We start from the raw sequence: 26,459 nt of genomic DNA, 5'->3' as shown, positions 1-26,459 counted from the left end.
GCGAGCCCATGGCTGGTGGCGGAGGAGATCCGAAGAAGGTCGTAATGGCCGCTTTGCTCGCAAACGGGGGCATTGCCATCGCGAAGTTCGTGGCGGCGTGGCTCTCGGGCAGCGTCGCGATGGTGGCTGAGGGCGTGCACTCGGTGGCGGACACCAGCAACCAAGCGTTGCTGCTCGTCGGCATGGGGCTCGCTGCCCGGCGTGATCCGGACCGTTTCCCCATGGGAAGGGCCGCGGAGCAATACTTCTGGGCGTTCATCGTCTCCTTGATGCTGTTCTTCCTCGGCGGTGTGTACGCGCTGTACGAAGGCATTCACAAGGTGACGCAGCCGGACTCCGCCCCGGGCTCACTGATAGCCCCGGTCGTGGTGCTTGGGATTTCGATCTTGCTCGAGGGCAAGAGCTTCCTTGTCGCGATCAAGGAGTTCAACCACCAGCGAGGCTCGCGACCCGTCAAAGAGGCACTGTTCAAGGGCAGGGATCCAGTGATCCCCGTCGTGCTCTTGGAGGACGCTGGTGCGCTGTTCGGTTTGGTCGTCGCCTTGATCGCCGTTGGCGTCTCTTGGCTGACCGGCAGCACCTTCGCTGACGGAATCGGTTCGATTGTGATCGGCCTGCTGCTGTGCGGGATTGGCGTCATCCTCGCCTATGAGACTCATGGGCTGATCATCGGAGAAGGTGTCACCCCGGAGGACAAGCGCCTGGCGTTGCGCCTTGCGCGGGACACGGATGGCGTGGAGGATGTGACTCAGATCCTGAGCCTCCACCTCGGCCCGGATTCCGCGATCTTGGCGCTCAAGGTGAAGTTTCCGAAGGGAATCACCGTCGAGGAAGTCGAAGCCATCACGGACGCGGTCGAGGCGCGGATCCGCGAGAAGCTGCCTCATATGAAGCGCATCTTCATCGAGCCAGACTCCGACTACGACGTCAGCAAGGATCCGGAGCAAGCTCCAAAGAGCGACAGCGTCCGAGGGGAATCGCTCGAGACCTGAGGTCAGTCTGGTGGTGCCGCGGCTTTGGGCCCGGCAACCCCCGGCGCAGCCTCCGCGCGCACTGAGCCAATCACGCTCTCCAGATCAGCTTCCGTTTGCTGTTCGCCGCCGACCCACACCACCTTGCCTGTCTTGTCGGTGATGAAGGTCGCGGGCAGCGCAGTGACGCGGAAGCGCCCGGCGATCACGTTGCCGGGATCACGGACGATGGGGAAGCTCAGGCCGTGCTTCTGCACCAAGTAGTCTAGGTCTGCCTGGGACTCGTCTTCGGAGATCCCGATCACCGCCACATCGGCGCTCTCTTGATGCAGACGCTGGGCGCCGGGCAGCGTCTTCTCGCAAGGCTTGCAGTACTTGGCGAAGAACTTCACGACGATGATCCGCCCCTCGAGGGCCTTCAAGTCGATGCGGGCGCCCGCGGTGGTTCGCCCCCCGATGGGCTTCAGCGGCTGGTTCAGCAGAGGACTTGGAGCCGAAGCAGGGGCGCTGGTTGCGCTTCCGCCGCCGCAGCTCACCGCCGCGAGTGAGGTGCAGGCGAGCGACCAACACAGCACTGCCGCCGGGACTCGGGCTGTCGCTGCGACTGCTACTGCCGCGGGGAATGCTTGTGCCGCGGGGAACAGCCCCGCGGCGAAGAAGCGACGCCAGGACATTTCAGTCGAGGCGCACGTACTCGAAGTCGACAGGACGGCCCTTGATGCCCTGCTTCGGCGCGGCGATCCAGTTGGCCATCTTGCCTGGCTCGGTGACGGAGCGATTCATCAGGCTCTTCACGTAGGTGAGATCCGCCTCGCTCGGCAACCAGGCTGCTTTCTGCGCCTCCCACTGCTCATTGCTGATCAGCTCACCAGCGGGGCTGAAGTGAATGCCCGCGTAGAGGCCGATTTGGCGGTTGAAGCGGCGGCTCGGCAGCGTGAGCTCGAAGTCGACGCCATGCTCCGCGATCATGCGGTTCCATTTGTTGACGCCGCGCTGGCAGTCCTCGGTGTACTCGGTGCGCAACACCTCGTTCATCGCGTTGCGCAGCGGCACCTCTTCGCTGCCGACCTTGCCGTCCTCGATCTTGTCCATGTTGAAGACTTGCTCGAGGCAGATGTGGTCGTCGTACTGCGCTTCCTTCGCGCGACCCTTGAGCCCAGACGCGAAGTAGCTCGCGGCGTTACTCGAGACCTCACCGCCGAACAGGTCGAGGGAGATCGAGTACCAGAAATTCAGCGCCTTCTGGATCGTCGGGAGGTCGATGAGGCCGAGCTCACGCGGGTCCTTGCCCGGGTTCGCCTTCATCTGCTCGCAGGTGCGCTGAATGATGCGAAGCACGCCGGTTTCACCGACGAACATGTGATGGGCTTCTTCCGTCAGCATGAAGCGCGTGGTGCGGCTCAGCGGATCGAAGGCGCTCTCTGCGAGGGCGAGGAGCTGGTACTTGCCGTCGCGATCCGTGAAGAACGTGAACATGAAGAACGACAGCCAGTTGTCGATGGGCGCGTTGAAGGCGCCGAGGATGCGCGGGTTGTCGCTGTCACCGCTGCGTCGCTCGAGTAGCGCTTCCGCCTCTTCACGACCGTCGCGTCCGAAGTAGGAGTGCAACAGGTAGACCATCGCCCACAGGTGACGTCCCTCTTCGACGTTGACCTGGAACAGGTTGCGCAGGTCGTAGAGGCTGGGGCAGGTCTGGCCGAGCAGGCGCTGCTGCTCGACGCTCGCCGGTTCCGTGTCGCCCTGAGTCACGATGATGCGGCGCAAGGTGTTGCGGTGCTCGCCGGGGACTTCCTGCCACACTGGCTTGCCGTAGTCGTCGCCGCAGGCAATGGTGCGATCCTTGACTGGATCCGCGAGGAAGATACCCCAGCGGTACTCGGGCATCTTCACGTAGTCGAAGTGCGCCCAGCCTTCGGTATCGGCGCTGATAGCCGTGCGCAGGTAGACGTCTTTGGTCTGAAAGCCTTCGGGGCCCATCTCCGTCCACCAGTTGATGTAGTTGGGCAGCCACTTCTCGAGAGCGCGCTGGAGCTTGCGGTCGCTCGAGAGATTGACGTTGTTCGGGATCTTCTCGCTGTGGTCGATCTGGCTCATGGCTTCCTCTGATCAGGTGCGCTCGTAGTTGAACTTCGGGCGCTCGGGTGTGCCGTAGGTGGTTAGGCCGCCGCGGTCGCCGACTGCATTTGGCCGCTGGAAGATCCAGTTCTGCCAAGCGCTGAGGCGGCCGAAAATTTTGGTCTCGAGGGTCTCAGGACCGACGAAGCGCAGGCTGGCTTCCATGCCGGTCAACGCATCGGGACTGAACGCTGCGCGCTCTTCGATCGCGATACGCACTTCGTCTTCCCAGTCGATGTCGTCCGGGGTGAAGGTGACCAGGCCGAGCTCAGCCGCGCGCTCGGTGTCGATGGCGTCGCTCTCTTCTTTCAGCTCGGCGACGCGACCGGGGGTGCCGAAGAAGCGCGACTCCAAGCGCGAGAGGCCGTTGCCCATGGGCAGCGGGCCAAAGTTCAGCGCCGAGAGCCGCAGCGTGGGGCCGTCTTCAACATCCAGCATGAAGCTGCGATCCGCGGCGATGAGCAGCTCGAAGAGGCTCCCCGCGAAGCAGGTGCCTTGATCCGCGATGGCGAACACGGTGCGCGCGCTGAGGTCCAAGCGCTTCAGCACTCGCTTCATATGAAGCAAGATTTCCTTCGCGAACCAGTCGCTCTCGGCGAGCTTCTGGATGGTGCGATCGCTCTGCAGTACGCGCTCGGCGTCGCCCTCGGTGGTCAGCACGATGAGGCCGATCTGTCGCTCGTTGAAGCGCAGGTCGAGGATCGCGTCGTCCAGCTCACGGAACGCCTTGAGCGCCCACACGTCGGAGCCGAGCTCACGCAAGGCTTTCGCGTCTTCAGGCGTGTCGGCCTTGGGGCCGCTGACCTTGAGGTTCGCGACCCGCTTCTCTTCGTCAATCTCCAGGCTGACGTATTCGTAGCGCGTGGCGTTTTCCTCGCGGGTGGGGGAGAGGGGCTTCAACGTCACTGCCGGGCCACTACGTTCAGCCGTTTCCGCGCAGAACTGAGTTGTGAGCTTGGCGAGCGCCTCGTCGAAGTTGCTCTTCTTGGCGACGGCGTCCACCAGGCCCCACTCCACGGCGCGCTTGCCACGCACCCCTTCGGCCACGGTGCTGAAGGCGTCCGCCAGGTCGCGGCGCACCTTGCGCTTGTCCACCAGGCGGGTGAGACCACCGGTGCCGGGCAACACGCCAAGCAGCGGTACCTCGGGCAAGCTGACGGCGCTCGAGCCGTCGTCGAGCAGCAGGATGCGCTCGCAGGCCATCGCCAGCTCGTAGCCACCGCCGGCGCACGCGCCACCCAGCGCGGCGACGGTGTGGATGCCGCTGTTGTCGGTCATATCCTCGAGGTAAAGCCGCGTCTCGTTGGTGAACTTGCAGAAGTTCACCTTGAAGGCATGGGTCGAGCTGCCGAGCATGTAGATGTTCGCACCGGAGCAGAACACGCGGTCCTTCGTGCCCGCGATCACCACGCACTTGGTCTCCGGGTGCTCGAAGCGGATGCGCTGAATGGCGTCTGCGAGCTCGATGTCGACGCCCAGGTCGTAGCTGTTCTGCTTGAGCACGTAGCCAGGCACCAACCCGCCGTCCTCAGGAATGTCCAAATCCAGCTTGGCGGTGGCACCGTCGAAGCTGAGCTTCCAGTGGCGGTAGCGGTCCGGGTGGGTCTCGAAACGAATAGGCTCCATGGGGGTGCGGTAGACTACTCTCAGAAATCCTTGCGCTCAAGAAGTATCATGCAGTTGATTGTCTGCGCGCCGGAAGTATACTGCCCGCCTCATGGCTCGAGCGACGCACCCCACTCTTCTGGCTCTTGGTCGCGCAGTTCGTATGCGCCGGCGTGAACGCAGCCTGACCATCGGCGCACTCAGCAAGCGCGCGAGCGTCAGTGAACGCTTCCTTCACGAGCTGGAGGCGGGCCGCGGGAACATCTCCGTGGTTCGCTTGTGTGACGTCGCCCAAGCGCTGGGGACCACTGCGGCTGAGCTCTTGCGCAAGGCGGAGCCGGAGTCGAGCAATGTGATTGCGCTGCTTGGTATGCGCGGCGCGGGCAAGAGCACCGTCGGACCCCGCTTGGCGGCCCGCCTCAAGTTGCCTTTCGTCGAGCTCGATCAGCTCGTTGAAGAGAACGCGGGCATGACCCTGGGCGAGGTCTTCGAGCTGCAAGGCGAAGCCTTCTATCGGCGGCTCGAACGGGAGACGTTACGCAAGTTCCTGCGGGATACTTCGGGTGGTGTGCTGGCCACCGGCGGCAGCATCGTCAGTGACGCGGAGACCTTCGATCTCTTGAAGCGCAGCTCGACGACGGTGTGGCTGCGGGCGCGCCCGGAAGATCACATGGAGCGAGTGCTCGCCCAAGGTGACACGCGACCCATGCGAAACCGCACCAACGCCATGGCCGAGCTGAAGGCGCTGCTCAAAGCGCGCACTCCTCTGTATGCTCAGGCGGACCACGTGGTCGAGACGAACTCGATGGGGATCGACGGTACGGTGGATTTCCTCGCGGAATCAATTTCCGGAGAAGAAACGGCGCCAGCAGCGGACTGAACACCTTCCTAAGGGTGTTCTTGAAGCTACAGCGGGATGGGGCACATCCCGTAGGCCTTCCAGCAGTCTTCCTCGGAGTAGTACAGCGAGTCGCAGTCCGGGCCATTGCAGGAGCATCCACCGATCGCGGTGCAGTAGGTACCCGTCCAGGCCCAGCCAAAGAAGCCGTCGCAGTCGCCGTAGCCTTCAGCTCGCTGCGCTGAGCAGTCGGGCTCACACAGTTCGTTCGTGCAACCTTCACCGGGCTTCGCACAGGTGCTGCAGCTGTCGTTGCAGCAATAGGTGCCGCCCTCGCAGTAGGTCTGGCCGCAAAGCACAGGCTGACAGTCAACGGGCGGGCAGGGCAGCTCCCCATCAGCGCAGAAGCCTCCACCGCACTCGATCCCACAACACTGCTGGCCTGACTGGCAAGTCTCGAAGCCGCACTGGAAGGTCGCGCCGCCGGCGCCGCCACCTCCCGCTTGGCCGCCGCCGCCACCACCGCCGCCGCTGCCGCCGGTTCCGCACGCAATCGCCGTACAGCCTTCGCCCGGTGCGACGCAGGTACCACAGCTCGCGTTGCAGCAGTAGGTGTTGCCGGTGCAAACCGTGTCACCACAGGGCTCTCCTTCGCACACCAAATCCAGAGAGATGCACTGGCCGTTGCAGCACTGGTTTCCGTCTTTGCAGTCCACGCCAGCGCAAGAGCCTCCGCCGCTTCCGGCGTTGCCCCCGTTGCCGCCCGAGCCGCCACTTCCAGGATCGTTGCCTGAGGTGTTGCCGCCGCAGGCGGCGAAAGCGAGAGCCAAGGGGAGCAGGAGCGCGCGCGTAAGCCTGTGCATATCCCGTACGGATACACGCGGCGTGCCATCCCTCACCCCCCAAAAATCACGGAGATTGCCCAGGATAATGGCGCACCGGAGCGTTCATTGGGGGGCGCAAACTGGCACAACCACGACATCGCACGTGGCCACATCACACCGCGATCGAGTCCGCCCAATTCGCACCCGGTAGGTGTGAACAGGCTACCAGCGCACGTTGACTTTGGGCGGCTGGATCTTGACCTCGGCATCAGCGATCTCCACCTCGACGGTGAGGGTTGCGGAGCCGTGCTTTTGCTCGTCGAGGTCGATGTCCACCGCCTTGGTCAAGTCGACGCGGGGCACGACCTGTTCGGGGCGCAGCGAGCGAATGACCTCGGGCGGGCCGATCACGGTGACGTCCACCGTGCGGGGGCTGGTCTTACCCGTAGTGACGCCGATGACTTCCACGGGGCGATTGGGGAAAGGCTGCTCACTCACCCGGCGAGCGATGGTGACCGTGACCGCGGGGCGAGGTGTCTTCGGATCCGCGTAGCGTACCCGCGGTGGCGGATCGTCGATGGCGATGCGCCGACGGTAAACGCCCTCCGTGAGACCCGACACATCGAACGCGGACAGACGCGCGAACTGCATCACTTCCACCAGGCTGACAGGGCCCTCCACGGTGACGTGTGTGGGATCGACCTTGAGATCGCCCTTCACCACGTAGCCCTCTGCGGCTTTGCCTGTGATCGATGCCTGCACCGGGATTTGTCGGGTGACGACGTCCTGCCACTCGAGCTCGATGCTCGGCGGATCGACGATGGTCACTTCCACGTCCATCGGCAGCGAGAACATATCGGGCTCGAAGTTGATGCGCTCCGTGTGCGCGTCTCGAAGGTCTAGCTCGACGGGAGCGATGCCAGTGGCGATCAGGCGATCGATGGCTCGGGTGGAGCCACGCAACGTCACGTGGACGTTGGCTGGCGTCGGCGTCATCAGCTCACGCTTTTCGCTTTCCGGGGGGAGACGCAGCACCACACCCACCGGGACGGTACGCTGCTGCTGATCTTCACGGCTGTGCTGGTAGGCGAAGAGCCCCAACGCGAAGGTGAAAGCCAGCAGCTTGAGGCCGATGTTCTCGGTGAAGGCGTTGCCAATCCACGCCCAGAACGCGGCCATCACGCACCTTCTCCGGGGTCGCTTGGCGAACCGTCGTTACTGTCACCGCGCAGTGGCTTCGGTGTGCTCGCCGGGGCGAGGGGAGTCGGGTCGAGGGGAGTCGGATCGAGACTTGGGCGATCGCCTGTCTCGGGTTCCGTGGTTTCTTTGGGTTGAGGGCGCATGCGAAGCGGCTTCGGCGTGTCCTCCGAAGGTTGAGTTGGACGCCGCTCGCTGTCGGGCGTGCCCGAGAAGCGAATGCTCACCGGACCGGCGTCCTCCACGCTGGTGGCGGTCTTGCGATCCTCTGGCCGACTCGGACGATCCTCGGGAGCAACGGTCGGCCTCGGAGGAGGCACGCTGATGCGCGAGCTTCGGTCCGCAGGGGCTTGCGCCTTGCTGGCCGGCAACTTGCTCACGGGTGGCGTCGCCGAAGCGCGTTGGGCTGCCTTCTTGGCGGGCTTCTTCTTCGGGCCGACCTCGGCCTCGAGCATGCTGCGCAGGTCTCCGGCGGAGATCGGAGACACGATGTTGCCGTTGAAGCAGAAGCTGATGGTGCCACGCTCCTCGCTCACCACGACGATCACGGCGTCCGTTTCCTCGGTGATCGAGATCGCAGCGCGGTGGCGTGAACCGAACTTGGTCTCGATGGTCTTCGTCCCACCCATCGGAAAGAACACGCCGGCCTTGGCGATGCGCAGGTTGCGAATGATGATCGCACCGTCGTGGAGCTTGTTGGTTCCCTCGGGAATGAACAAGCTCACCAAGAGTTCGCGGGAGACCTGGGCGTCCAGGTCGATGCCCTTGTGGCTTTGCTCGACGAACTCGTCGAGGTTCGCGTCCTTCTCGAAGCAGATGATTGCACCCATGCGATGCCGCGCGAGCTCCGTGGCGGCCTCAACGACGTCGTCGATGACCCGCGTCTCGGCGTTGCGCGTGCCAGTCCAGGTGGCGCCCCGCCCGAGGCGCATCAATCCCCGGCGGATGTCGTTCTGGAACACCACCACGACCAGCAAGATCATGCTGGAGATCAACGCGCCCAGGATGTTGATCACGGTCTCGAGCTGCAGTCGCTGGGCGACGACGTACAGCAGGAGCACGGCGCCTAAGCCGAACCCGACCTGGATGGCGCGAGTGCCGCGTACGACGAGGAGCGCGCGATAGAACAGGTAGTAGACGATGCTGACATCCAGGAAGTCTCGACCGAGCTGCACCCAAGTGCGATCCGTGAAGTAGGCAACGAGGCGCTCAAGCATGGCCCACCTCGTTGTCCTCACTCGCACCGAGCACAGCCAGGGCCTGGCGGACTTCACGAACGTCGTGCACCCTCAGCGCGTGCGCGCCTTTCTGCGCGGAAATGATGCAGGCGGCGATGGTGCCGCCCAGGCGCCCGCTCGGTGGCGCCGGGTCCACGGAGGCGATGAACGACTTGCGCCCAGGACCTACGAAGATCGGCACCTCCAAGCTGCGGAACTCTCGCAGGCGGCGTAGCACTTCGAAGGAGTGGCGAGCGTTCTTTGCGAAGCCGAGCCCAGGATCGAAGAAGATGCGCTCTCGGGGCAGACCTCGCGCGACCGCTCGGTCGCGTGCCGCACTCCACTCCTTCGCAACCTCCGCCACCACGTCCGCGTAGGCGTCGTCGGGCCACTCGCTGAATCCGGGCATGCGGCTCATCGGTCCGCGTGCGTGCATGATCAACAGGTCACCGCTCGCCTTCGCGACCACCGCCGCAAGGTCCGGTTCCGCGAGGCAAGATACGTCGTTGATCAGGGTGGCGCCCGCGTTGAGGCAGTGCTCTGCCACCTCCGGAAGCGTGGTGTCGATGCTGACCAGGGCCTTCCGCTCGACTGCGTAGCGCAGCGCCGGCTCGATGCGCTCGATCTGTTCCCGAGCGGGAATACTTGGGGCACCGGGGCGGGAAGACTCGCCGCCGATGTCTACGATGTCGGCGCCATCATTCAGCAACGCGTCGACGCGGGCTCGCGCAGCACCCGGCTCGAGGAAGTCGCCGCCGTCGGAGAAGGAGTCGGGCGTGACGTTGAGCACACCCATCACCGCGGCGCTGCCCGTGCGACGCACGGCCAGCAGCTTGGATCCGAGCGATGTGCTCAAGCCTCCCACAAACTTTCGGGTAGCAAGCGGGGCCGGCCTCTGCAAGCTCCACTCGCTCTGTCCTTCGAGTCCACCGAGCGGGCGGATTTGCGCGGTGGCGAACGGGTTGAGCAAGGCTTGCGGCTTATGCAAGTCCAGCTGGGTCTGACCTGGTGGTCCGCTTCGCGAGGCGCCCCGCGGTGGCTGACCTGCGCGCGATGCCTGTAGCGATTTCGGGCGAAGTGCTAACGTGCCCAGCACACCGGATGAGCCAGCTCCAGCACTCCATGCCCAGCGGTGACGATTCTCCGCCGCCCGGGGCCAACGTCGCTGCCCGCCATCGCACACGCGGCGGGCTTGCGCGCGGACGAACGGTGTAGGGATGCTGCGCACACGGATACGCGCAGGGCTTGGTTCTGCCCTGATTATCAGCCTCGTGAGTGCGGTGTTGTGGACGCTGGTCCACTCCGGGGACCGCTTCATCTCTAGTTGGACGCCTCACTTCGGAGAACCGGCGCACACAACGTTGAGATTGCCGTACGGGCCGCGAATCGAGCGGGATGCGCAGACCGGCCGAGCGGAGTTGCACTACGTGCATGAAGACGTCTTGGTCGCTCGGGGTGTCGTGCTGCAGCCGCACATCAGTGCGCACCGCGTCGCCTACGCGCAGGAACAGCGCGCGCGCCCACCGAGCACCCAGCGGCTCCTCGGCGTGTTTGCGATCTTCTTCTCCCTTGCGCTGGCGCTGACGGCGTACCTTAGGAAGTTTGGTCAAAACCGCCTGAAGCTCCTGCGCACCCAAGTGGGGCTCTTCATTGTCCTCGGCGTGCTGCTGTTCTTCAGCAAGCTGGGATTGTTGTTCACTTCGCTGCCCGAGCTGTGGTTGCCGGTGAGCGCGTTGCCTCTCTGGGTTGCGACCGCGTTCGATCGGCGGACGGCTTTCCTCGTGACGATGATCTCCTCGTTCATCGTCGCGTCGCTGATGCAGCTCGATTTGATCCTGTTGAGCGTCCTATTGACCCGCGGGATGGCGGCGACCCTGCTCTATCTGGATCGCAAGCACCCGCGGCACATGGTCTTCAGCGGCCTTTTGGGCGGACTTTGCGCTGCCCTCGTCTACGTCGCCATCAGCTACACTGTCGAGGGATCCTTCGATTTTCTCGCGGATCTGAAGCGACTTGCGAGTTCCGATCTGCTCGCCTGCGTAGGTGGTGGTGTGGTGAGTGGCGCCATTGCGGCCCTGCTCCGCAGCTTCGTCGCGCGTGTCCTGGGTCAGGTTCCGCGCGAGCGCTTGCTGGATCTCACTGACTTGGAGCAGCCGCTCTTGACCCGCCTGGCCACCGAAGCGCCTGGCACCTGGGAGCACTCGCGGGCGATGGCGAATTTGGCCGAGCAAGCCGCGAGTGCCATCGGGGCCGACGCGCTCCTGACTCGCGTCGGCGCCTACTACCACGACATCGGCAAGACGATTCAGCGCAGCTACTTCGTGGAGAACCTCGGTCCCGACGAGCAGTCACCCCACGATGAACTCGATCCGGAAGTCAGCGCGGACGCGATCATGGCCCACGTCGTGGTGGGCACGAAGCTGATGCGGGAAGGCGGGCTGCCGGAGCCCGTCGTGGAATTCGCGTACACCCACCACGGGACGCAGCTGGTCGAGTACTTCTGGAACAAGTGCCTGCAGCAGGGCAACCCCAAGGAGCTTGATGAGTCAGCTTTCCGCTATCCGGGGATGAAGCCGCAGACCAAGGAGACAGCGATCTTGATGGTGGTGGACTCCATCGAGGCCGCCTCCCGCACCGTCGAGACGCCGAACCGGGACACCTTCGAGGCGATGATCCAGCGCATCGTGTTCACCAAGTTGGCTTCGGGGCAGCTCGATGAGTCGGGACTCGAGCTGATGGACATGCGCATCATCATCAACCGCATGACGGACACGCTGGTGAACATGAATCACCACCGCATCAAGTATCAATGGCAGGCCAAGCGCGCTGAGGAGTTCGGGGTCCCTTCGAGCGCGATGAACCGACCTTCGGCGCCTGAAATTCAGATCCACGGCTCGAGCACCATGCCCCCGTCATTGCCTCCGGGATCCGAAGAGGCGGAAGCTGAGAACGAGAGCCTGAACGAGCTCGCTCGCACCGCGTCATCCGCGGTGCGCCGCGTGCGAGACGATGACGTCGCTTGAACATGATTGAAGGAAGCTTCTCGAAGGCGTTGTTCTTCGGCGTGATCGCCGAAGATCTCATCTTTCCCTATCCTCTCCTCGCGGATCCCGAGCGCGAGCGGGTCCAGACGTTGGTGCACGTCATCAGCCGACTTGCGGACTCGGAGATCGATTCGGAGCGCATCGATCGCGACGCTCAGCTCAGCCCGGAGCTGCTGGTGAGCCTGAAGGAGCTAGGCCTCTTCGGCACCGGGCTTCCGGTGAGTCACGGCGGCATGGGGCTCACGTGCATGGGTTACACCCGCGTGCTCGAGGAGCTAGGCGCTGCAGATCCCTCCGTGGCGCTCAGCGTGTTCGCCAGCGAGTCACTGGCGGCACGAACGATTCAGCAGTTCGGCAGTCCAGAGCTCAAGCAGCGTTACCTGCCGAAGCTCGCGAGCGGGGAACGCTTGGGCGCCTTCGCGCTCGCGGAGGAAGGCTCCGGGAGCGACGCGAGCGCGATGCGCACGCTGCTCAGCGCGAAGGGTGACGGATACAGCCTCAGCGGGGAGAAGCGCTGGGTCACTGGCGGCAACCTCGCTGACATTTTCGTGGTGTTCGCGCGCACTAGCGCGCCGCACACCGGCAACAAACCAAATATGACCGCCGTGGTGGTCGAGCGCGGGCCTGGCGTGGCCACCGGCGATGACCACGACAAGCTTGGGCTGCGTGGCGCGGGCATGTGCGACTTGCGGCTAGCCGACGTGGCCCTGGACCAAGGGGCAATCCTCGGGGAACCGGGCAAGGGTCACGCGATCGCGATGGAGGTGCTCAGCGCCGCGCGGGTACCGTTGAGCGGCGTCTTCCTTGGCATGTGTCGCAAGGTGGTGGGGGAGAGTGTGCGCTGGGTCCAGGAACGTTACAGCTTCGGGCGCAGCATTGGGGAGTTCTCCATCATCAAAGACAAGATCGCGCGGATGCTCAGCGACACCTTCGCGATCGAGTCGATGGTGCACCTGACGGCTGGCCTCGTGGATCAACACATCGAGGACTACAGCCTCGAGAGCAGCATGTGCCGTGTCGCCGGAAGCGAGGCGTTGTGGCGCGTAGTGGGAGACGCGGTGTCCCTCGCGGGCGGCAGCGCCTATGTGCGGCCGCACGCCTTCGAACGCTACCTCCGCGACGCCCGCGGTTCTTTCGTGATCGATGGCACCAATGAGATCCTTCGCTGCTTCATTGCCCTCAGCGGGATGCACGGACCAGGTAAGAAGCGTAGCGAAGTCGTGGGTGCGATGCGCGAACCCGTGAAAGGCTTCGGGTTGCTGCGAGACTTTGCCGTGCGGAAAGTGAAGGAGACGTTTCGTCGGGAGCGCCTCTCCCGTGCTCATCCGCTGCTCGGGCGTGAGGCCGTCGCTTTCGAAGAGGCTACGGACGCTTTCCAGCAGGCAGTGGATCGTGCGCTGACCGAGCACGGCACCGAGATTGCCGAGATGCAGTACGTACAGCTACGCATCGCGAACGCTGCGATCGATCTCTACGCCCTGGCCGCCTGTATCGCGCGTACTTCACGTGCGATACAGCAGCGCGGCGAAGAAGGAGCGCGCCGCGAGCTCGACATGACCAGCATGTTCTCTCGGGCCGCCATCCTGCGCATCCGCGGAAACCTGAACAAGCTCGACAACAACGACGACGAGCTACGCAAGCTGATCGCCTCGCGCGCCTACGAAGATAACGGCTACCCGTTCGACGTGCTCTGAATGCTGCTTGACGGGGCGGCGTTCAGACACCCGGCGAACACCGGTCTCTGAACCGATGTGCGCTTGGAGCTTGGCACTCCGCTTGCGAAGCCCCACCCGTGCAAGGTTCTTCAATACGACCCAGCGGGAGGCACCGCCTGGGGCGCATCGACACGCTCTTGGCGTTTCTCGCGCTTCCGTTGCTGCCTGCGTGCGGGCCCTCGCTGCGTGTGTTGTCCAGCGAGAGCGCGTCGGTGCGCCTGAAAGCGAATCCGAGTTCACGCACTGACGCAACGGATTCACACCAGCTGTCGGTGCTGACGTTCAACACCGGACTGGCCCCGGGTGTGATCCCCAACGTGGATCAACGCGCGACCGAGATCGCCGACACGCTCACGCAGGCGGAGTTCGACGTGGCGTGCCTGCAAGAGGTGTGGCTCCCGCGGCACCAGAAGTCGCTTCAAGCGGCGCTCACGAATGGTGGCGCCAGCTGGCTGAGCCCACCCCGGGAGTCTGTCGCTGGGCTGAGCTGCGGCGACTCGGAGCTCACGTCACTCGTGAGCTGTGTCGCCTCTCATTGCCGCGGGGAATCGAGCGTGGCCAGCTGCGCGATCCACAGCTGCCGTGCCGAGCTCGACGGGTTGAGCGACGGTTGCGCGGCGTGCTTGAGCGCTGATCTGGATGACCCGCTCGGTAGCTTGGCTCGATGTGCCGCCCCGGCAGCCGAGGAGAGCGATGTCAGCCTCCCCCCCAAGCCCTACTTGCTCGGCGGAAGCTACGGGACCGCGTTGGTCAGTCGGTTGCCGGTTACAGATGTCGAGTATGTTTCGTTCGAGTCGAGCATGCACCCGCGGGGCGTGATCCACGCGCAAGTCGCGCATCCGGTACTGGGCTCACTGAACGTCTATTGCACGCACCTCACGCCTTTCTTGCGGGGCATGAAGCACCCGCCGGCTGGGCAGTTCATCACGGAGCAGTCGCGGCAAATCGAGCGCTTGAGCGGGCTGATCAATGCGCAGTCAGCCAGCAGTCCGCTGGTACTGCTCGGTGACTTGAATACCGGGACGCACGGCGGGGCTGGCTCCACGGAGTACCAAGCGCGGCTACCTCAGCACTTCGCGCGGCTGCTTCGACAGACGGGGCTCCGGCGAGCGGATTCGCGTGCTGCGGACCAGTGCACGTTTTGCTATGGGAATCCGCTCCAGCCACACCCGGATGGTGGAGGATTGCGCATCGATCATGTGCTGTTTCGGGGCATCGAGCCGCGCGCGGTCGGCGCCGAGCGCCTATTCGTCGAGCCGGCGCTCTCGGATCACTATGCGGTGCGCGCGAAGTTTCTGCTTTAGCTTTAGCGAGTTCCGCGTAGTTTTTTGGAGCTTGCTCCTGGGCGACGCGAAAACTCGCTGGCCAAGGTAGAGCGCGCATGACAGAAGCTCCGTTTCGCGGTTGGTGCGGCTCGGCGTTTGCTTGGTAGGCCGCTCGCAGCCACACGCGAAAACCCGTGGCTGTGCACCTGAGCGCGGCCCCCTCTCCCCGGAAGTGGTACATGCGCTCGAGCTTATTGCCGTGGTTGGTAGGTTTTTTGGCTGCACTCGGAGCCTGCGCTCAGAGCGAAGACAGCAATCTCAGCGTGGGTAACGGCGGCAACGCCGGAAGCGGGAGCACTGCGAATGGTGGTACCGCGGGGAATGGCGGCAGCGACTCGAGCGGTGGCACCCAAGCCAGCGGTGGCAGCGGCAACGTTGGGAATACTGGTGGCGGAGGCGTGGGCGGCAGCGGAGCGGCCGGCGCTGGAACGGGCGGCGCTGGCAACGCGGGTAGCAGTGCAGGGGGGGCCGGGAACGCTGGCAGTGGTGCTGGTGGCGCGGGCAATGCTGGGAGTGGCAGCGGCGGCGTAGGCAACGCTGGGAGCGGCAGCGGCGGGGCCGGCAACGCCGGGAGCGGCGCGGGCGGAACTGGGGCGGGCGGAAGCGGGTCCGGTTGCACACAGCTTCCGGCTACGCCGATCTACGTGATCGACGAATCGGGGCCGTACATCTACTTCAGCAACGCTCCAAACATCGGCGACTCAACGCTGCAAGACGTGCTGTTCTTCGAGTTCTACGCCAACTCGTCGGGCACCTTCAACCTGACAAGCGCTGGCGACAACGACAACTACGAGACGTGCACCCAATGTATCGTGCTCTTCCAAGATGCGAACGTGTCCACGGTGGAACCCGTGTTCTATCAGACGGCAGGCAGCATCACGGTCTCCGGCTCGCCGAGCAGCGGCACGCCTCAGATCACGCTGAACAACGTGACCCTGAGTGAGGTGACCATCGACTCAGCCAACAATTACCACTCCACGTTGGTGCCGGGCGGAGGCTGCTACACGATCAGCACGCCCACCACCGCCACGGCGAGCCTGTTCGCACCAGAAGACAGCTGCGTGGGGTTCTGTGAGTATAGCAACGGCTCGTTCCCAGCGGGGAACTGCTATTGCGACTACGCGTGCCTGAGTGCTGGCGATTGCTGTTCGGACTACACCGCAGTTTGCCCATAGTCTCGGAGGACGCGCACAGTTCAGAAAACCCGCCGTTTGGCGGGTTTTCGCGTTCAAGGACCGCATGGACGCGCACGCAATGGCGCGCTTCGTACAACGCGAGCATGCGTCGACGTGTTGAGCATGCGTTCCAGCCCAAAGGGCTGGCAGGGATGCCGCGAGTGTGACAGAAGCTCGCACCGTGCTCGGGCTGCTTGGTGTCCGGGATTTCGTGCTGTGAGCCGCTTTTGCGTGTTGCGCGGCCAGTTGGGAGTCTTTCCATGAAACGCTTGAACCTAGTCCCGGTTTTCTTTGGTGGTCTGATTGCGCTCCAGGGCTGCTCGAGTGATGGCAAGAGCGGCGGCTCCGGCGGCTCCGGCGGTACTTCAGGAAGCGCCGGCTCGGGTGGTTCCGCGGGGAACGCCGGTTCCGCGGGAATCCAGAACGGTGGATCGGGAGGCACACTCATCGCCAACGGCGGTACTGGTGCGACCTCGGGTGGCGTCGGGGGGATGACTGGTGGAACCGGCGGCGTTAGTGGCGCGACCGGCGGCAGCGCAGGCACGACTGGAGCTGGCAGCACAACAGGCGCACACAACGGGTGGCGGCAGCGCAGGCACGACTGGCGGCAGCGCAGGCACGACTGGCGGCAGCGCAGGCACGACTGGCGGCAGCGCAGGCACGACTGGCGGCAGCGCAGGCACGACTGGCGGCAGCGCAGGCACGACTGGCGGCAGCGCAGGCACGACTGGCGGCAGCGCCGGAACAACTGGTGGAGCCGGTGGGACCACTGGCGGAGCTGGAACCGGCGGCAGTGGCGGCACGACGGGTGGAGCCGGAGGCACTGGTGGCACCGGCGGCACTGGCGGCACGGGCGGCATGAGCGGCAACTGCACCGAGATCTCGGTGACACCTGTCTACCTGACCAACGATCCGAGCGCGTGGGTGTACTACACGGCTGCTCCCAACATCGGCGGCGGACTCCAGGATATCCTGTTCTTCGAGTTCTACTGGGACGGTGTTGGGACCTTCAATTTGGCCGAGCCTGGAGTCAACGACGACTACGCGTACTGCTATCAGTGTCTGCGAATGCTCCAAGACGTGGGCAGCAGCGGTAGCCAGAAGGTCTTCTTTCAGACGTCTGGCACACTCACCGTAGGCACTCTGCCGAGTACCGGCACGGTTGAGCTCACGATGGACAATGTCACCCTGAGCGAGATCGCGTTCAACGCCAACAACCACTCGGTCGTGCTTCCGGGAGGAGACTGCTACACCATCGCCTCGCCGACGATGACCACCGCGATCGCGACGCCCCCCGACGACAGCTGTGTCGGTTTCTGTGGCGATGGCGCTTCATTCCCCAACGAGAACTGCTATTGCGACTCCGCGTGCGTTGCGAACGGCGACTGCTGCTCGGACTACGCTACGGCTTGTCCCTGAGCAACGCTTCAGGAAGGAGCGCAACAAAGCCCGCCGTTTGGCGGGTTTTCGCGTTGGTAGATCAGACCTCCACGTCGACGACCCAGCCGAGGGACGCCCAACGCTGAAACCATGGACCGATCTGCGACTCGACCTCGCTCGCTGCCTCAGGCAGTTCGCTGCCCACGGCCTCACAGGCGGCCAGCAATGGCGCGCCGCCCTGCAGCTCGAGGAGCAGAGCGAAGCTCGCGTGGCTCAGCGGCTCACGGTACATCTCGTTTCCGCGGCGATACAACACCAGCCGCTCAGCCTTGGCCTCCGGTAGCGCGATTGCTCCGCTGTGGTGTTCGCCCTGAGACTTGCGCAGCGTGAGCCGTAGCTCGGCTACTGGGTACCTCGAGGAAACGAACTGCAGGCTCGGCTGCAAGACTAGCCGCGCTGTATTCCACGCATCCTCTGGCACGCTGGCGATCTTCTCCGCGGACACTGGCGGCAACAGAGCCGCGTCGAAAAGCTCAACGTAGGCCCACTCGAGCTTCGCCATGTCTTCACACAGCTCTCGGGAAGCGAGCCACTCGGAGTTCGCGACATGGGCAGGTAACAGCGCGCCGAGGTCGCGGAGCGTGAAGCTGGTCGGCGGCTGCTCGAGCAAGTAGCTCTCGATCAAGCGCTCCCAGTCGGCCTGCCCGAGCACGCCGCTCAACCCTGGAAAGTCTTCGAGCAGCGCGCTCGTGTGGCGGAGCCAAAACTGCTGACGATAGATCTCCAGCTGCTCAACGGGTTTCAGCCGGTCGTTTCCAGTGAAGCGCTCGCGAGATAGCGCTGAGGTCTCGGGGCTCTTTGGCAAGCCGCGCAGCTCCCTCAGCTTGACGGCCATCCAGCGCTGCAGTTCGTCCAGCTCTTGCGTTTCCGCGGGGTCCAGTTCGAGGCTCACGCGACGCTCCCGGCCTCTTGGCTCGCATGCTCTCTCGGCCCGCCAACACTCCAGCCGTGCTGAGCCTCCTCGACACGGATCGGACGGGGCGGGGGGTGAGGCACGTAGCTCGGTGACGTGGGCTCGCCTTTGCTCTCACGCAAAGCGCGAGCGTCGAGCGCCGCCTGCCGTACCTCGCGGGCGCGCTCGGCCTCCTGGAGCACGACGGAGAGCTCCGGGATTTCGTCGTCCCACTCAATCAGCGTGGATACGGCTCCAGTCAGCTCGATGGTCTCGCGGTACAAATCCCAAACGGCGTCGATCACGTGGCCAGAGTGGGTGTCGATGATGTGCGTACCGAGGTTCGTGTGCCCAGCAAGGTGGATCTGAACGATGCGCTCGTGAGGCACGTGGTGAATGAAGTCGTACGGGTCGAAGCCGTGATTGTAGGCGGACACGAAGACATTGTTCACGTCGAACATCAGGCCAATGTCTGCTCGCTCCACCACTTCGCTCACGAAGTCCCACTCCGACATCTGGCTCGAGGTGTAGCTCAGGTAGCTCGAGGTGTTTTCGAGCGCGAAGCGCACCTCGAGGAAGTCTTGCACCATCTTCGCGCGCTCGACGACGCGAGCGACCGCCGCCCTGGTGTAGGGCAGTGGCAAGAGGTCGTGGATGTTCACGCCGTCCGCAGCGCCCCAGCAGAAGTGGTCGCTCAACCACGCCGGCTTCACGACGCGCACCAGCTCCTTCAGGCGCTTCAAGTAGTCCATATCGAGCGGGTCAGGTGAGCCTATCCCTAGGGAAACGCCGTGCTGAATTATCTTGTAGGACTCGAGCACCGCCTCCAGGTGGTAGCGGGGCTTGCCCCCTGGGACCATGAAGTTCTCCGAGATCACCTCGAAGAAGTCCACGCTCGGACGAGTCTCCAAGATGGTGCGATAGTGCGGCACGCGCAGACCGATGCCGACTCCGTGGTCGGGGACGCCTAGGCGAGGTGCGATGGTTTCAGACATGGCTTTCGGTTCTCCGCTGCATTCACGCTCGTGCTAGCAAGAATCCCCGCCGGGAACAGGGCGCTGCTAGCGACTAGGTGCCCTACGCAAACGAGGGGCGATCCGTTTGGATCGCCCCTCGCTTTTGTCTGCCGTCACCCGAGGGTGTTGGCAGCGTAGTCGCTCACTTGGGGCAGTGCGCGTTGCAGCCGCCCTTGCCCTTGCACTCGTTCTTGCCGGCGCACTCGTTTGCGTCCGTCTTGCAGCTGCCCTTGCCGCTGCACTCGTTCATGCCCTTGCAGCATGCCTTTTCGCCAGCGGCGGCGGCGGGGTCTGGAGCAGCGGCGTCGGGCGCGTTGCCACCACAAGCCACGATGGTTCCCAAGAGCAGCCCTGCGGAGGCTGCGGTCGCGATAGCGGTTCCAAGCTTCATTTCAATCTCACTCCTGTTGATTGATGACGGACTCGACGTTCGACGAACGCCGTGCCCGCCTCCCCCAAAGCAGCCGACCTGTCGGTGCTTCGGCCTCCCCCCCTACGGTTAGGGCGAGTCATGGTTTCAGATCCCCGAAAAGCGTTCAACAAATCGCATGCAGAATGGTTCTGATGGGTTGCTTCGCGCGGCTGCCGGAGCGTTGCCTGGCTGACGCGTTCCGAGGCATACCACCGCCCATTCGGTGGCTTTGGCGCTTACGAGCGAGCGGCGCGATTGGATCTGCAAACGCTCTGAAGTGGGGCGAGTAAGCGCTCCACGGCAGCACTCCATGCGGGCTAGATCGCGCTAGGATGCCAGGCATGAATCACCCCAGCGCTGGTCTGTCAGCGACTTTGTCTTGGACAGAGCCTTCTCCTGCGGCCGCATTCTCGGCCCGCAGAGCGCGCCTGCTGGCGCTGCTGCCTAGCTCTTGGCAAGCGCCGGTGTGGCTCGTTGCTGGCTACTCTCGACCGCGGAACTTTCCCCACAATCGTTACCGTTTTCGTGCTGAGAGCCACTTCCTCTACCTCGTCGGACGGCACCTCGAGGGCGCTGTCTTGGTGTTGTCACGTGGAGAGTGGACGCTCTTTGCCAAGCCCGCGGATGCGTCGGATGCGCTCTGGACTGGTCCCGTGCCGAGCCTCGAGGAGCTCTCCGGCGAGCTGGGTTTGCCGGTGCGCCCGCTTGACGAGCTGAAAGCGTCGTCTGACGTCGTGCTCATTCCCCCGCAAGACGTCGACACAGCCATGTGGCTGCTCGAGAAGCTGGACCGCGAGATCGTCGGGGGTGGCGGAGATAAGCTGGAAGCAGACGCGGCTCCGCTTGGGGACGCGTTGATCGAGCTCCGGCTGCGTCATGATGAAGCCGCCGTTTTCCAGCTACGTCAGGCCGCGGTGGTGACGGAGCGCGCGCACCGCGCTGGCATGGCGGCCACCCGCCCTGGGCTCCGTGAAGCAGTGATCCGCGCGGCAATGGAGCAGCCGATCATCGCCGCGGGCATGACCACCAGCTACAACTCGATCGTCACCGTGCATGGGGAAGTGCTGCACAACGAGCAACATCACCACTTGCTCGGAGCGCGGGATCTACTCCTCGCGGACGTCGGCGCAGAGACTGCTGAGGGGTGGGCAGGCGACGTCACGCGTACCTGGCCCGTGAGCGGGCGCTTCAGCGCCACTCAAAAGGCGATCTACGAAGTGGTGCTGGCGACGGAGGTTTCTGCCATCGAGCGTGTCGCCCCGGGGGTGCGCTACTTGGAAATTCATCGCCACGCCGGGCGGACGTTGCTCGCTGGTCTCGGCGCGCTCGGCATCGTGAAGGGTGACCCTCAAGAGTGCTACGAAGCTGGCCTCGCGGGGCTCTTCTTTCCCCACGGAGTTGGGCACCTGCTTGGGCTGGATGTCCACGACATGGAAGATCTGGGGGACCGCGCGGGGTACGCGCCCGGGCGCTCTCGCCTACCGGGTGCTGGAGATCGCTACTTGCGCCTCGATCGCGATCTCGAGCCAGGCATGGCGGTCACCATCGAACCTGGCTTCTATCAGATCCCCGGACTCACCGAGCGCGACGCAGCGGGCAAGCTCGCGGATCTCGTGAACTGGGATGAGCTCGCGAAGTACGACGACGTGCGCGGGATCCGCATCGAGGACGACGTGCTGGTGACGGAGACCGGGCGCGATGTGCTGACGCGTGGCATTCCGAAGTCGGTGGGCGACGTCGAAGCGGCGATGCAAGGCTGAGCGTGGGGTGCAGTCGGGCGCGCTGACCTTGCGGCGCGCCTCTCCCCCAAAAATACTTCCGGAGATACTGCGTCAGGCCAAGGCGCGGGCGAGGTCGGTCTCCGCTTGCCAGACGGCCCGTTGCCATTCCTCGGGCACGGGAGCGACAAGCTCGGCCACGCGGGTGGAGCTGGAGCCCTCCAAGATCGCCTCGCGCGCGGCGCTGGAGCCCGTCAGGAGATCGAAAGCGGGGATCTCCGTCTCGAACTCGTAGGGGTCGGTGGTGAACTGGAAGTCGTCGGGCGCGAGGGTCTTCGCTGCGTTGATCAGCGTCAAATACGTCGTTACCGGGCGGAAAGTCCGCTCGTCAGTCACGTGGAGCATCACGCCGCCACACAGCTGACCCGCGAACTTGTCGAAGCTGGGCTTGAAGCCAACGGGACGCGCAATCACACCCGGGAGCACGGCGTCGCGGATGGCGTGTGCGAACTTCTCTGCGTCGAGGAACGGTGCGCCGATGGTGAGGAAGGGCAGGGTGGTGCCGCGCCCCTCCGAGAGGTTCGTGCCTTCGAGCAAGCATCCGCCCGGATACACCAGCGCGGTCTCGATGCTGGGCATGTTGGGGGACGGCGGAATGAACGGGCGCCCCCAAGCGCGCGCAGTCTTGTGACGTTCCCAGCCGCGCACTGGGACCACGCTCACTGCGCCTTCAGGCCCCAGCTCTGCGCCGTCTTGCTGCAAATAGCGCACGACGATTTCCCCGAGGGTCAACGAGTGACGGATCGGGATCGGCTCGAGACCCACGAAGGACAGAAAGCCTTCTGCTTGGGGTGCGCCTTCGAGCAAGCTCGGATCACCGCTGATCGGATTCGGGCGGTCGAGCACCAAGGTGTGCACGCCGGCGGCCCGCGCTGCGCGAGCCGCGAGCAACGCGGTCCAGACGTACGTGTAGTAGCGGCTGCCCACGTCGCACAGATCGACGAGCAGCACATCGATGCCGCTCAGCTGATCCGCACTCGGAGACAGTGACTCCTTGGTGTCGCCGTACAGGCTGATCGAACGCAGCGACCACTCGCTGTCATTCCCGTCAGGGCTCGGCACTGGCTCTTGCGCTTGGGCTGCTCCGTCGAGGCCGTGCTCAGGCGTGAAGAGGACGCGCGGGTGCACGCCGAGCTCCTCGAGCGCCTCGAGCGTCGTGTAGCCACGGCGATCCGTCGCTGCGGAGTGAGTGAGCACCGCCACGCGCGAGCTGCGGAGGCGGCGGCGGGTGGCCGAGAATTGCCCCGTTGCGATCTGGTCGAGTCCGACGAGCATGGCGCCTTTCCTAGCAGATCCAGCCAGCCAATAGACCATGAAGTCGGGGCACTTAGGCGCCGGTTGCAGGGCCCACCTGGAACTTCTTGCATGCCAGTTTCGGCGCAGTTAGCATTTTTTGCATAGTGCGCCGAGTACTCGTAGTCGACGATGAAGAGAACCTGCGGCTCGTGCTGCGCACGCTGCTCAAGCGCAATGGCTATGAGGTGGAGACCGCGGGAGACGGCGAAGAGGCGCTGACGCTGGTCGACTCCTTTGGGCCCGACGTCGTGATCACCGACGTGCGCATGCCGAAGCTCGATGGTCTGGATCTGCTGAGCACGCTCAAGGCCAAAGGTCACGAGGCGACGGTGATCGTGATGAGCGCCTACGGCAACATGGACCTTGCCCTCGAGGCGATGCAGCAAGGCGCCTACGACTACATCCAGAAGCCGTTCAAGCCGGAAGAGGTCGTGCTCACCCTCAAGAAGGCTGAAGAGCGTGAACTGCTGAGGCGCGAGAATCGCGCGTTGCGTGAGGAGATGCGCAAGGAGCATCGGTTCGAGGACATCTTGGCGAAGAGTGCCGAGATGGAGCGCATCTTCCGCACCATCACGAAGATCGCTGACTACAAGACGACGGTGTTGATCACCGGTGAGAGCGGTGTCGGTAAGGAGCTCGTAGCGCGGGCGCTGCATCGGCGCAGTAGTCGGGCAGGCAAGCCCTTCGTCGCCGTGAACTGCGGCGCCATCCCGGAAAACCTCCTGGAGAGTGAGCTGTTCGGCCACAAGAAGGGCGCGTTCACCGACGCCTCGAGTGACCGCCGTGGCCTCTTCGAGGAAGCCGATCAGGGCACGCTCTTCTTGGATGAAATCGGCGAGTTGCCTCTCGGCCTGCAGGTGAAGCTCCTGCGCGTGCTCGAGGAGGAGACCATTCGCCGCGTCGGCGACAGCAAGGATACGCAGATCGACGTGCGCATCGTGGCGGCGACTCATCGCGATTTGATGAAGGAGACCCAGGCCGGTCGCTTCCGCGAAGACCTGTTCTATCGACTGAATGTCTTGCCGATCCACGTGCCGCCGCTGCGCGAACGCCGCGAAGACATCCAGCTGCTCATCGAGCACTTCGTGAGCCGCAACAACGCGCGCCTCGGCACCGCCATCCGCGGCCTCGACACCGAGGCACGGCGGCTGCTCTACGAATACGGCTGGCCCGGAAACGTCCGCGAGCTCGAGAACACCATCGAGCGCGCCATGGTGCTCTCCGAGGGGCAGCAAATCGTGGCCACCGACCTGCCTGAGCGCGTGCGTGAGGCACGCGACCCCATCCAGCTGCAGTTGCAGAGCGGCGAGCTCAGCGTGAAGAAGACCACACGCATCATCGAAGAGATCCTGATTCGACGAGCGCTCCAGAAGACCAAGGGCAACCGCACTCGCGCTGCGGAAATCCTGGAGATCAGCCACCGCGCGCTGCTCTACAAGATCAAGGACTACCAGATCACCGACCTCTGAACGCGGTGTGGCAGCTGCGTTTCGGAGCGCTGCGGCAATTGGACGGAAGCGGCGCGGCCTTGGACCCGCCAGCCCGCGCAGCCTTTGCCGGGGGTTTTGGGGGGGAGGCGCTTCGTGGCTGCCTTGGTCTGCCACACGACGCCAGGTGCTAGTCAGAGCATTGTTGCAGCCCCGACGCGCCTGGTATGTTCCCGCCATGCGAAAGTCTGCTCTGTTGTTGCTCGCGGCCCTCGCGGTTGGCTGCGGCCCCAGTTACGGCGCTCAAGGCGTGAAGTCTCCGGAGGAGATCCTCGACGAGCAGCTCGAGGAGGACGAAAAGAACGCTGCGAATCAGACCGACACAGGTGGTCCTACTGAAGAGACCGATATGGACAAGCGCGCCAAGTGGGACAAGCACCAGTCGGAGCTGGAGCTGATCCGCGCGGCACGCTCTGCCAAGAGCTGCGTTGGTGTCGTGACCTCCGAGGGCCCCCAGGGCACGGCGAAGGTCACCCTGACGTTCTCTCCCGACGGAAACGTGAAGGCGTCAGACATCAACAGCCCGTTCAAGGACACGCCCCTTGGCAAATGCATCCTGAACGCGATGGCCAACGTCGTCGTTCCGCCCTTCAGCGGTGACGACCACATCGTCGACTGGGACATCGACCTGGACGCCAAGGACGAAGGCGGCGAAGGCGAGTAGGCCCCGAAGGAAACCCGCGTGACGGACACCGACGACCCAGCGACTCCCCGTGCACCGCACGACGCGGAGTACGATCTGGTGGTCGTCGGTGGTGGACCCGCCGGAGAGAAGGGCGCCGTCCAGGCTGCCTACTTCGGCAAACGCGTGGCGTTGGTGGAGCGCGCAGTGGACCCCGGAGGCGCTTGCGTCCACACGGGGACACTGCCTTCGAAGACGTTGCGAGAAGCGAGTCTCTTTCTCGCTGGGCACCGCCATCGAGAGCTCTACGGGATATCCGTCGCCGTAGAGCGGTGCGCCGCCGCGCCGCGCTTGGCAAGCCGCAAGGACGCCGTACGAGCTGAAGAGGTGGCGCGCATGCGCTGGAACCTCGAGCGCCATCACGTCGAGCTGATCCACGGCTACGGTCGCTTTCGCGGACCACATGAACTCGCGGTCACGCGGCCTGACGGCAGCGAGCTACTGCTCCGCGCCAAACATTTCCTGGTGGCAACTGGCTCGAGCCCGTACCGCCCTTCCAGCATCGACTTCGATGATCCGGACATCGAGGACTCGGACAGCGTGCTCGAGCTCGCGCAGGTGCCGGCGTCGCTGACGGTGATCGGTGCGGGTGTGATCGGTTGCGAGTACGCGACGCTGTTCGCGGAGCTTGGCGTGAAGGTGACCCTCGTCGAGGCTCGCGCGGAGATCCTCGGCTTCCTGGATGATGAGCTGGTTCGCCGCCTCGAGAGCGCGATGCGCAGCAAGGGCATGCTGCTTCACTTTGGCGATGGTCACGAATCAGTGAAGCGCGACGAGCGTGGGATCGTGACGCGCCTCGCGTCGGGGACGGAGGTCGTCTCCGAGCAGCTGCTGTTCGCCGCTGGTCGCGGGGGCAACACCAAGAGCCTGGGTCTCACGGAGCTCGGCATCGAGATCGACAAGCGTGGCTACATCAAGGTCGACGCCGACTATCAGACCGCGGTGCCCAGCATTCGGGCGGCGGGTGATTGCATCGGCTTCCCGGCTCTCGCTTCGACGTCGATGGAGCAGGCGCGCGTCGCCGTGTGTCATGCCTTCGGTTTTGCCTACAAGCGATCCATGGACACGCTGTTACCGTACGGCATCTACACAATCCCCGAGGTCTCGGCGGTCGGCCTTACGGAGGAAGACGCTGAGGCGGAGAAGCGCGATATCGTCGTGGGGCGGGCTTTCTACCGGGACAACGCGCGCGGCAAGATCATCGGAGACCATGAAGGCATCGTGAAGCTGGTGTTCGACAAGCAGACACGCAAGCTGATCGGTTGTCACTGCATGGGAGATCGCGCGTCCGAGCTGGTGCACATCGGGCAGACGGCGATCGCGCTCGGAGGCACCGTCGACACGTTCATCGAGCTCGTGTTCAACTTCCCGACGCTTTCGGAAACGTTCAAGTACGCCGCTTACGACGCGCTGTCCGGATTCGACTGAGC

Annotated in this window: 22 protein-coding genes; 11 read left to right on the top strand and 11 right to left on the bottom strand. The window is 64.3% G+C overall.

From position 1 onward, the window contains the following. Positions 1 to 8: 8 nt before the first annotated feature. Complete coding sequence (locus H6718_06455) at positions 9 to 992, top strand: cation diffusion facilitator family transporter (GenBank protein ID MCB9585020.1); 984 nt, start codon at positions 9 to 11, stop codon at positions 990 to 992. Between the two features lie 2 nt (positions 993 to 994). Here the strand turns inward: H6718_06455 and H6718_06450 are convergent, their stop codons facing one another. Genes H6718_06450 through H6718_06440 form a run of 3 tightly spaced genes read right to left on the bottom strand, consistent with a single transcriptional unit; the run spans position 995 to position 4,712 of the window. After that, positions 995 to 1,645, bottom strand: a complete 651-nt coding sequence (locus H6718_06450) for a TlpA family protein disulfide reductase (GenBank protein MCB9585019.1) — start codon at positions 1,643 to 1,645, stop codon at positions 995 to 997. Between the two features lies 1 nt (position 1,646). Beyond that, positions 1,647 to 3,065 carry a benzoyl-CoA 2,3-epoxidase subunit BoxB gene (gene boxB, locus H6718_06445; GenBank protein MCB9585018.1) on the bottom strand — a complete coding sequence of 473 codons (1,419 nt, stop codon included), beginning with the start codon at positions 3,063 to 3,065 and terminating at the stop codon, positions 1,647 to 1,649. Between the two features lie 12 nt (positions 3,066 to 3,077). Next, a complete protein-coding gene (locus tag H6718_06440; protein ID MCB9585017.1) occupies positions 3,078 to 4,712 on the bottom strand; it encodes a benzoyl-CoA-dihydrodiol lyase in 1,635 nt (544 codons plus the stop codon). Positions 4,713 to 4,803: 91 nt separating this feature from the next. Between H6718_06440 and H6718_06435 the strand changes: the two genes are divergently transcribed. Next, positions 4,804 to 5,571, top strand: a complete 768-nt coding sequence (locus H6718_06435) for a helix-turn-helix domain-containing protein (protein ID MCB9585016.1) — start codon at positions 4,804 to 4,806, stop codon at positions 5,569 to 5,571. Between the two features lie 26 nt (positions 5,572 to 5,597). On the opposite strand, the gene H6718_06430 is transcribed toward H6718_06435, so the two are convergent. From H6718_06430 to folP, 4 genes are all read right to left on the bottom strand, one after another. Beyond that, positions 5,598 to 6,392, bottom strand: a complete 795-nt coding sequence (locus H6718_06430) for a hypothetical protein (GenBank protein MCB9585015.1) — start codon at positions 6,390 to 6,392, stop codon at positions 5,598 to 5,600. Between the two features lie 183 nt (positions 6,393 to 6,575). Then, entirely contained in the window at positions 6,576 to 7,532 is a 957-nt protein-coding gene (locus H6718_06425) for a YbbR-like domain-containing protein (GenBank protein MCB9585014.1), read from the bottom strand. Continuing rightward, positions 7,532 to 8,767, bottom strand: coding sequence for a TIGR00159 family protein (locus H6718_06420; protein MCB9585013.1), 1,236 nt, complete (start codon positions 8,765 to 8,767; stop codon positions 7,532 to 7,534). Before H6718_06420 ends, H6718_06425 begins: the two co-directional genes overlap by 1 nt. Further along, positions 8,760 to 9,623 carry a dihydropteroate synthase gene (gene folP, locus H6718_06415; GenBank protein ID MCB9585012.1) on the bottom strand — a complete coding sequence of 288 codons (864 nt, stop codon included), beginning with the start codon at positions 9,621 to 9,623 and terminating at the stop codon, positions 8,760 to 8,762. The genes H6718_06420 and folP overlap by 8 nt, the downstream gene beginning before the upstream one ends. Before the next feature lie 361 nt (positions 9,624 to 9,984). Here folP and H6718_06410 point away from each other — a divergent pair, with 361 nt between their 5' ends. The 5 genes from H6718_06410 (at position 9,985) to H6718_06390 (ending at position 17,445) form a co-directional block, all read left to right on the top strand. After that, positions 9,985 to 11,790, top strand: coding sequence for an HDIG domain-containing protein (locus H6718_06410; GenBank protein MCB9585011.1), 1,806 nt, complete (start codon positions 9,985 to 9,987; stop codon positions 11,788 to 11,790). Positions 11,791 to 11,792: 2 nt separating this feature from the next. Next, on the top strand, positions 11,793 to 13,505 hold the full coding sequence (locus H6718_06405) for an acyl-CoA dehydrogenase family protein (GenBank protein MCB9585010.1): 1,713 nt from the start codon (positions 11,793 to 11,795) through the stop codon (positions 13,503 to 13,505). Between the two features lie 98 nt (positions 13,506 to 13,603). Next, positions 13,604 to 14,830 carry an endonuclease/exonuclease/phosphatase family protein gene (locus tag H6718_06400; protein ID MCB9585009.1) on the top strand — a complete coding sequence of 409 codons (1,227 nt, stop codon included), beginning with the start codon at positions 13,604 to 13,606 and terminating at the stop codon, positions 14,828 to 14,830. A gap of 200 nt (positions 14,831 to 15,030) precedes the next feature. Then, positions 15,031 to 16,026 (top strand): hypothetical protein, encoded by a 996-nt coding sequence (locus H6718_06395; protein MCB9585008.1) that lies wholly within the window; start codon positions 15,031 to 15,033, stop codon positions 16,024 to 16,026. A 498-nt stretch (positions 16,027 to 16,524) separates the two neighbouring features. After that, on the top strand, positions 16,525 to 17,445 hold the full coding sequence (locus H6718_06390; protein ID MCB9585007.1) for a hypothetical protein: 921 nt from the start codon (positions 16,525 to 16,527) through the stop codon (positions 17,443 to 17,445). Between the two features lie 61 nt (positions 17,446 to 17,506). Here H6718_06390 and H6718_06385 read toward each other — a convergent pair whose 3' ends face one another. The 3 genes from H6718_06385 to H6718_06375 form a co-directional block, all read right to left on the bottom strand. Next, positions 17,507 to 18,358 (bottom strand): putative DNA-binding domain-containing protein, encoded by an 852-nt coding sequence (locus tag H6718_06385; GenBank protein ID MCB9585006.1) that lies wholly within the window; start codon positions 18,356 to 18,358, stop codon positions 17,507 to 17,509. Beyond that, positions 18,355 to 19,353 (bottom strand): DUF692 domain-containing protein, encoded by a 999-nt coding sequence (locus H6718_06380; protein MCB9585005.1) that lies wholly within the window; start codon positions 19,351 to 19,353, stop codon positions 18,355 to 18,357. The genes H6718_06385 and H6718_06380 overlap by 4 nt, the downstream gene beginning before the upstream one ends. Positions 19,354 to 19,516: 163 nt before the next feature. Further along, positions 19,517 to 19,765: a hypothetical protein gene (locus tag H6718_06375; GenBank protein ID MCB9585004.1), complete on the bottom strand. Its 249-nt coding sequence runs from the start codon at positions 19,763 to 19,765 to the stop codon at positions 19,517 to 19,519. A gap of 362 nt (positions 19,766 to 20,127) precedes the next feature. Between H6718_06375 and H6718_06370 the strand changes: the two genes are divergently transcribed. Beyond that, positions 20,128 to 21,546, top strand: coding sequence for an aminopeptidase P family protein (locus tag H6718_06370; GenBank protein MCB9585003.1), 1,419 nt, complete (start codon positions 20,128 to 20,130; stop codon positions 21,544 to 21,546). A 72-nt stretch (positions 21,547 to 21,618) separates the two neighbouring features. Here the strand turns inward: H6718_06370 and H6718_06365 are convergent, their stop codons facing one another. Beyond that, positions 21,619 to 22,839, bottom strand: a complete 1,221-nt coding sequence (locus H6718_06365; GenBank protein ID MCB9585002.1) for a DUF1343 domain-containing protein — start codon at positions 22,837 to 22,839, stop codon at positions 21,619 to 21,621. Between the two features lie 125 nt (positions 22,840 to 22,964). Between H6718_06365 and H6718_06360 the strand changes: the two genes are divergently transcribed. From H6718_06360 to sthA, 3 genes are all read left to right on the top strand, one after another. Then, positions 22,965 to 24,329 (top strand): sigma-54-dependent Fis family transcriptional regulator, encoded by a 1,365-nt coding sequence (locus H6718_06360; GenBank protein MCB9585001.1) that lies wholly within the window; start codon positions 22,965 to 22,967, stop codon positions 24,327 to 24,329. Positions 24,330 to 24,525: 196 nt separating this feature from the next. After that, positions 24,526 to 25,011 (top strand): hypothetical protein, encoded by a 486-nt coding sequence (locus tag H6718_06355; GenBank protein ID MCB9585000.1) that lies wholly within the window; start codon positions 24,526 to 24,528, stop codon positions 25,009 to 25,011. 18 nt (positions 25,012 to 25,029) lie between these two features. Further along, the gene (gene sthA / locus H6718_06350; protein MCB9584999.1) at positions 25,030 to 26,457 is read left to right on the top strand and encodes a Si-specific NAD(P)(+) transhydrogenase; all 1,428 of its coding nucleotides are present in this window, start codon (positions 25,030 to 25,032) and stop codon (positions 26,455 to 26,457) included. Positions 26,458 to 26,459 lie beyond the last annotated feature (2 nt).

It is taken from the genome of Polyangiaceae bacterium, assembly GCA_020633205.1.
Classification (GTDB): domain Bacteria; phylum Myxococcota_A; class Polyangia; order Polyangiales; family Polyangiaceae; genus JAHBVY01.
Note: the sequence above shows the minus strand (reverse complement) of the source record. Positions and strands in the feature narration are given on the sequence as shown.

Bases quoted from the DNA above. Each gene is read 5' to 3' on its own strand.
- H6718_06455 (MCB9585020.1), top strand. From the start codon at position 9: ATGGCTGGTGGCGGAGGAGATCCGAAGAAGGTCGTAATGGCCGCTTTG.
- H6718_06450 (MCB9585019.1), bottom strand. From the start codon at position 1,645: ATGTCCTGGCGTCGCTTCTTCGCCGCGGGGCTGTTCCCCGCGGCACAA.
- boxB (MCB9585018.1), bottom strand. From the start codon at position 3,065: ATGAGCCAGATCGACCACAGCGAGAAGATCCCGAACAACGTCAATCTC.
- H6718_06440 (MCB9585017.1), bottom strand. From the start codon at position 4,712: ATGGAGCCTATTCGTTTCGAGACCCACCCGGACCGCTACCGCCACTGG.
- H6718_06435 (MCB9585016.1), top strand. From the start codon at position 4,804: ATGGCTCGAGCGACGCACCCCACTCTTCTGGCTCTTGGTCGCGCAGTT.
- H6718_06430 (MCB9585015.1), bottom strand. From the start codon at position 6,392: ATGCACAGGCTTACGCGCGCGCTCCTGCTCCCCTTGGCTCTCGCTTTC.
- H6718_06425 (MCB9585014.1), bottom strand. From the start codon at position 7,532: ATGGCCGCGTTCTGGGCGTGGATTGGCAACGCCTTCACCGAGAACATC.
- H6718_06420 (MCB9585013.1), bottom strand. From the start codon at position 8,767: ATGCTTGAGCGCCTCGTTGCCTACTTCACGGATCGCACTTGGGTGCAG.
- H6718_06410 (MCB9585011.1), top strand. From the start codon at position 9,985: ATGCTGCGCACACGGATACGCGCAGGGCTTGGTTCTGCCCTGATTATC.
- H6718_06405 (MCB9585010.1), top strand. From the start codon at position 11,793: ATGATTGAAGGAAGCTTCTCGAAGGCGTTGTTCTTCGGCGTGATCGCC.
- H6718_06395 (MCB9585008.1), top strand. From the start codon at position 15,031: ATGCGCTCGAGCTTATTGCCGTGGTTGGTAGGTTTTTTGGCTGCACTC.
- H6718_06380 (MCB9585005.1), bottom strand. From the start codon at position 19,353: ATGTCTGAAACCATCGCACCTCGCCTAGGCGTCCCCGACCACGGAGTC.
- H6718_06375 (MCB9585004.1), bottom strand. From the start codon at position 19,765: ATGAAGCTTGGAACCGCTATCGCGACCGCAGCCTCCGCAGGGCTGCTC.
- H6718_06370 (MCB9585003.1), top strand. From the start codon at position 20,128: ATGAATCACCCCAGCGCTGGTCTGTCAGCGACTTTGTCTTGGACAGAG.
- H6718_06365 (MCB9585002.1), bottom strand. From the start codon at position 22,839: ATGCTCGTCGGACTCGACCAGATCGCAACGGGGCAATTCTCGGCCACC.
- H6718_06355 (MCB9585000.1), top strand. From the start codon at position 24,526: ATGCGAAAGTCTGCTCTGTTGTTGCTCGCGGCCCTCGCGGTTGGCTGC.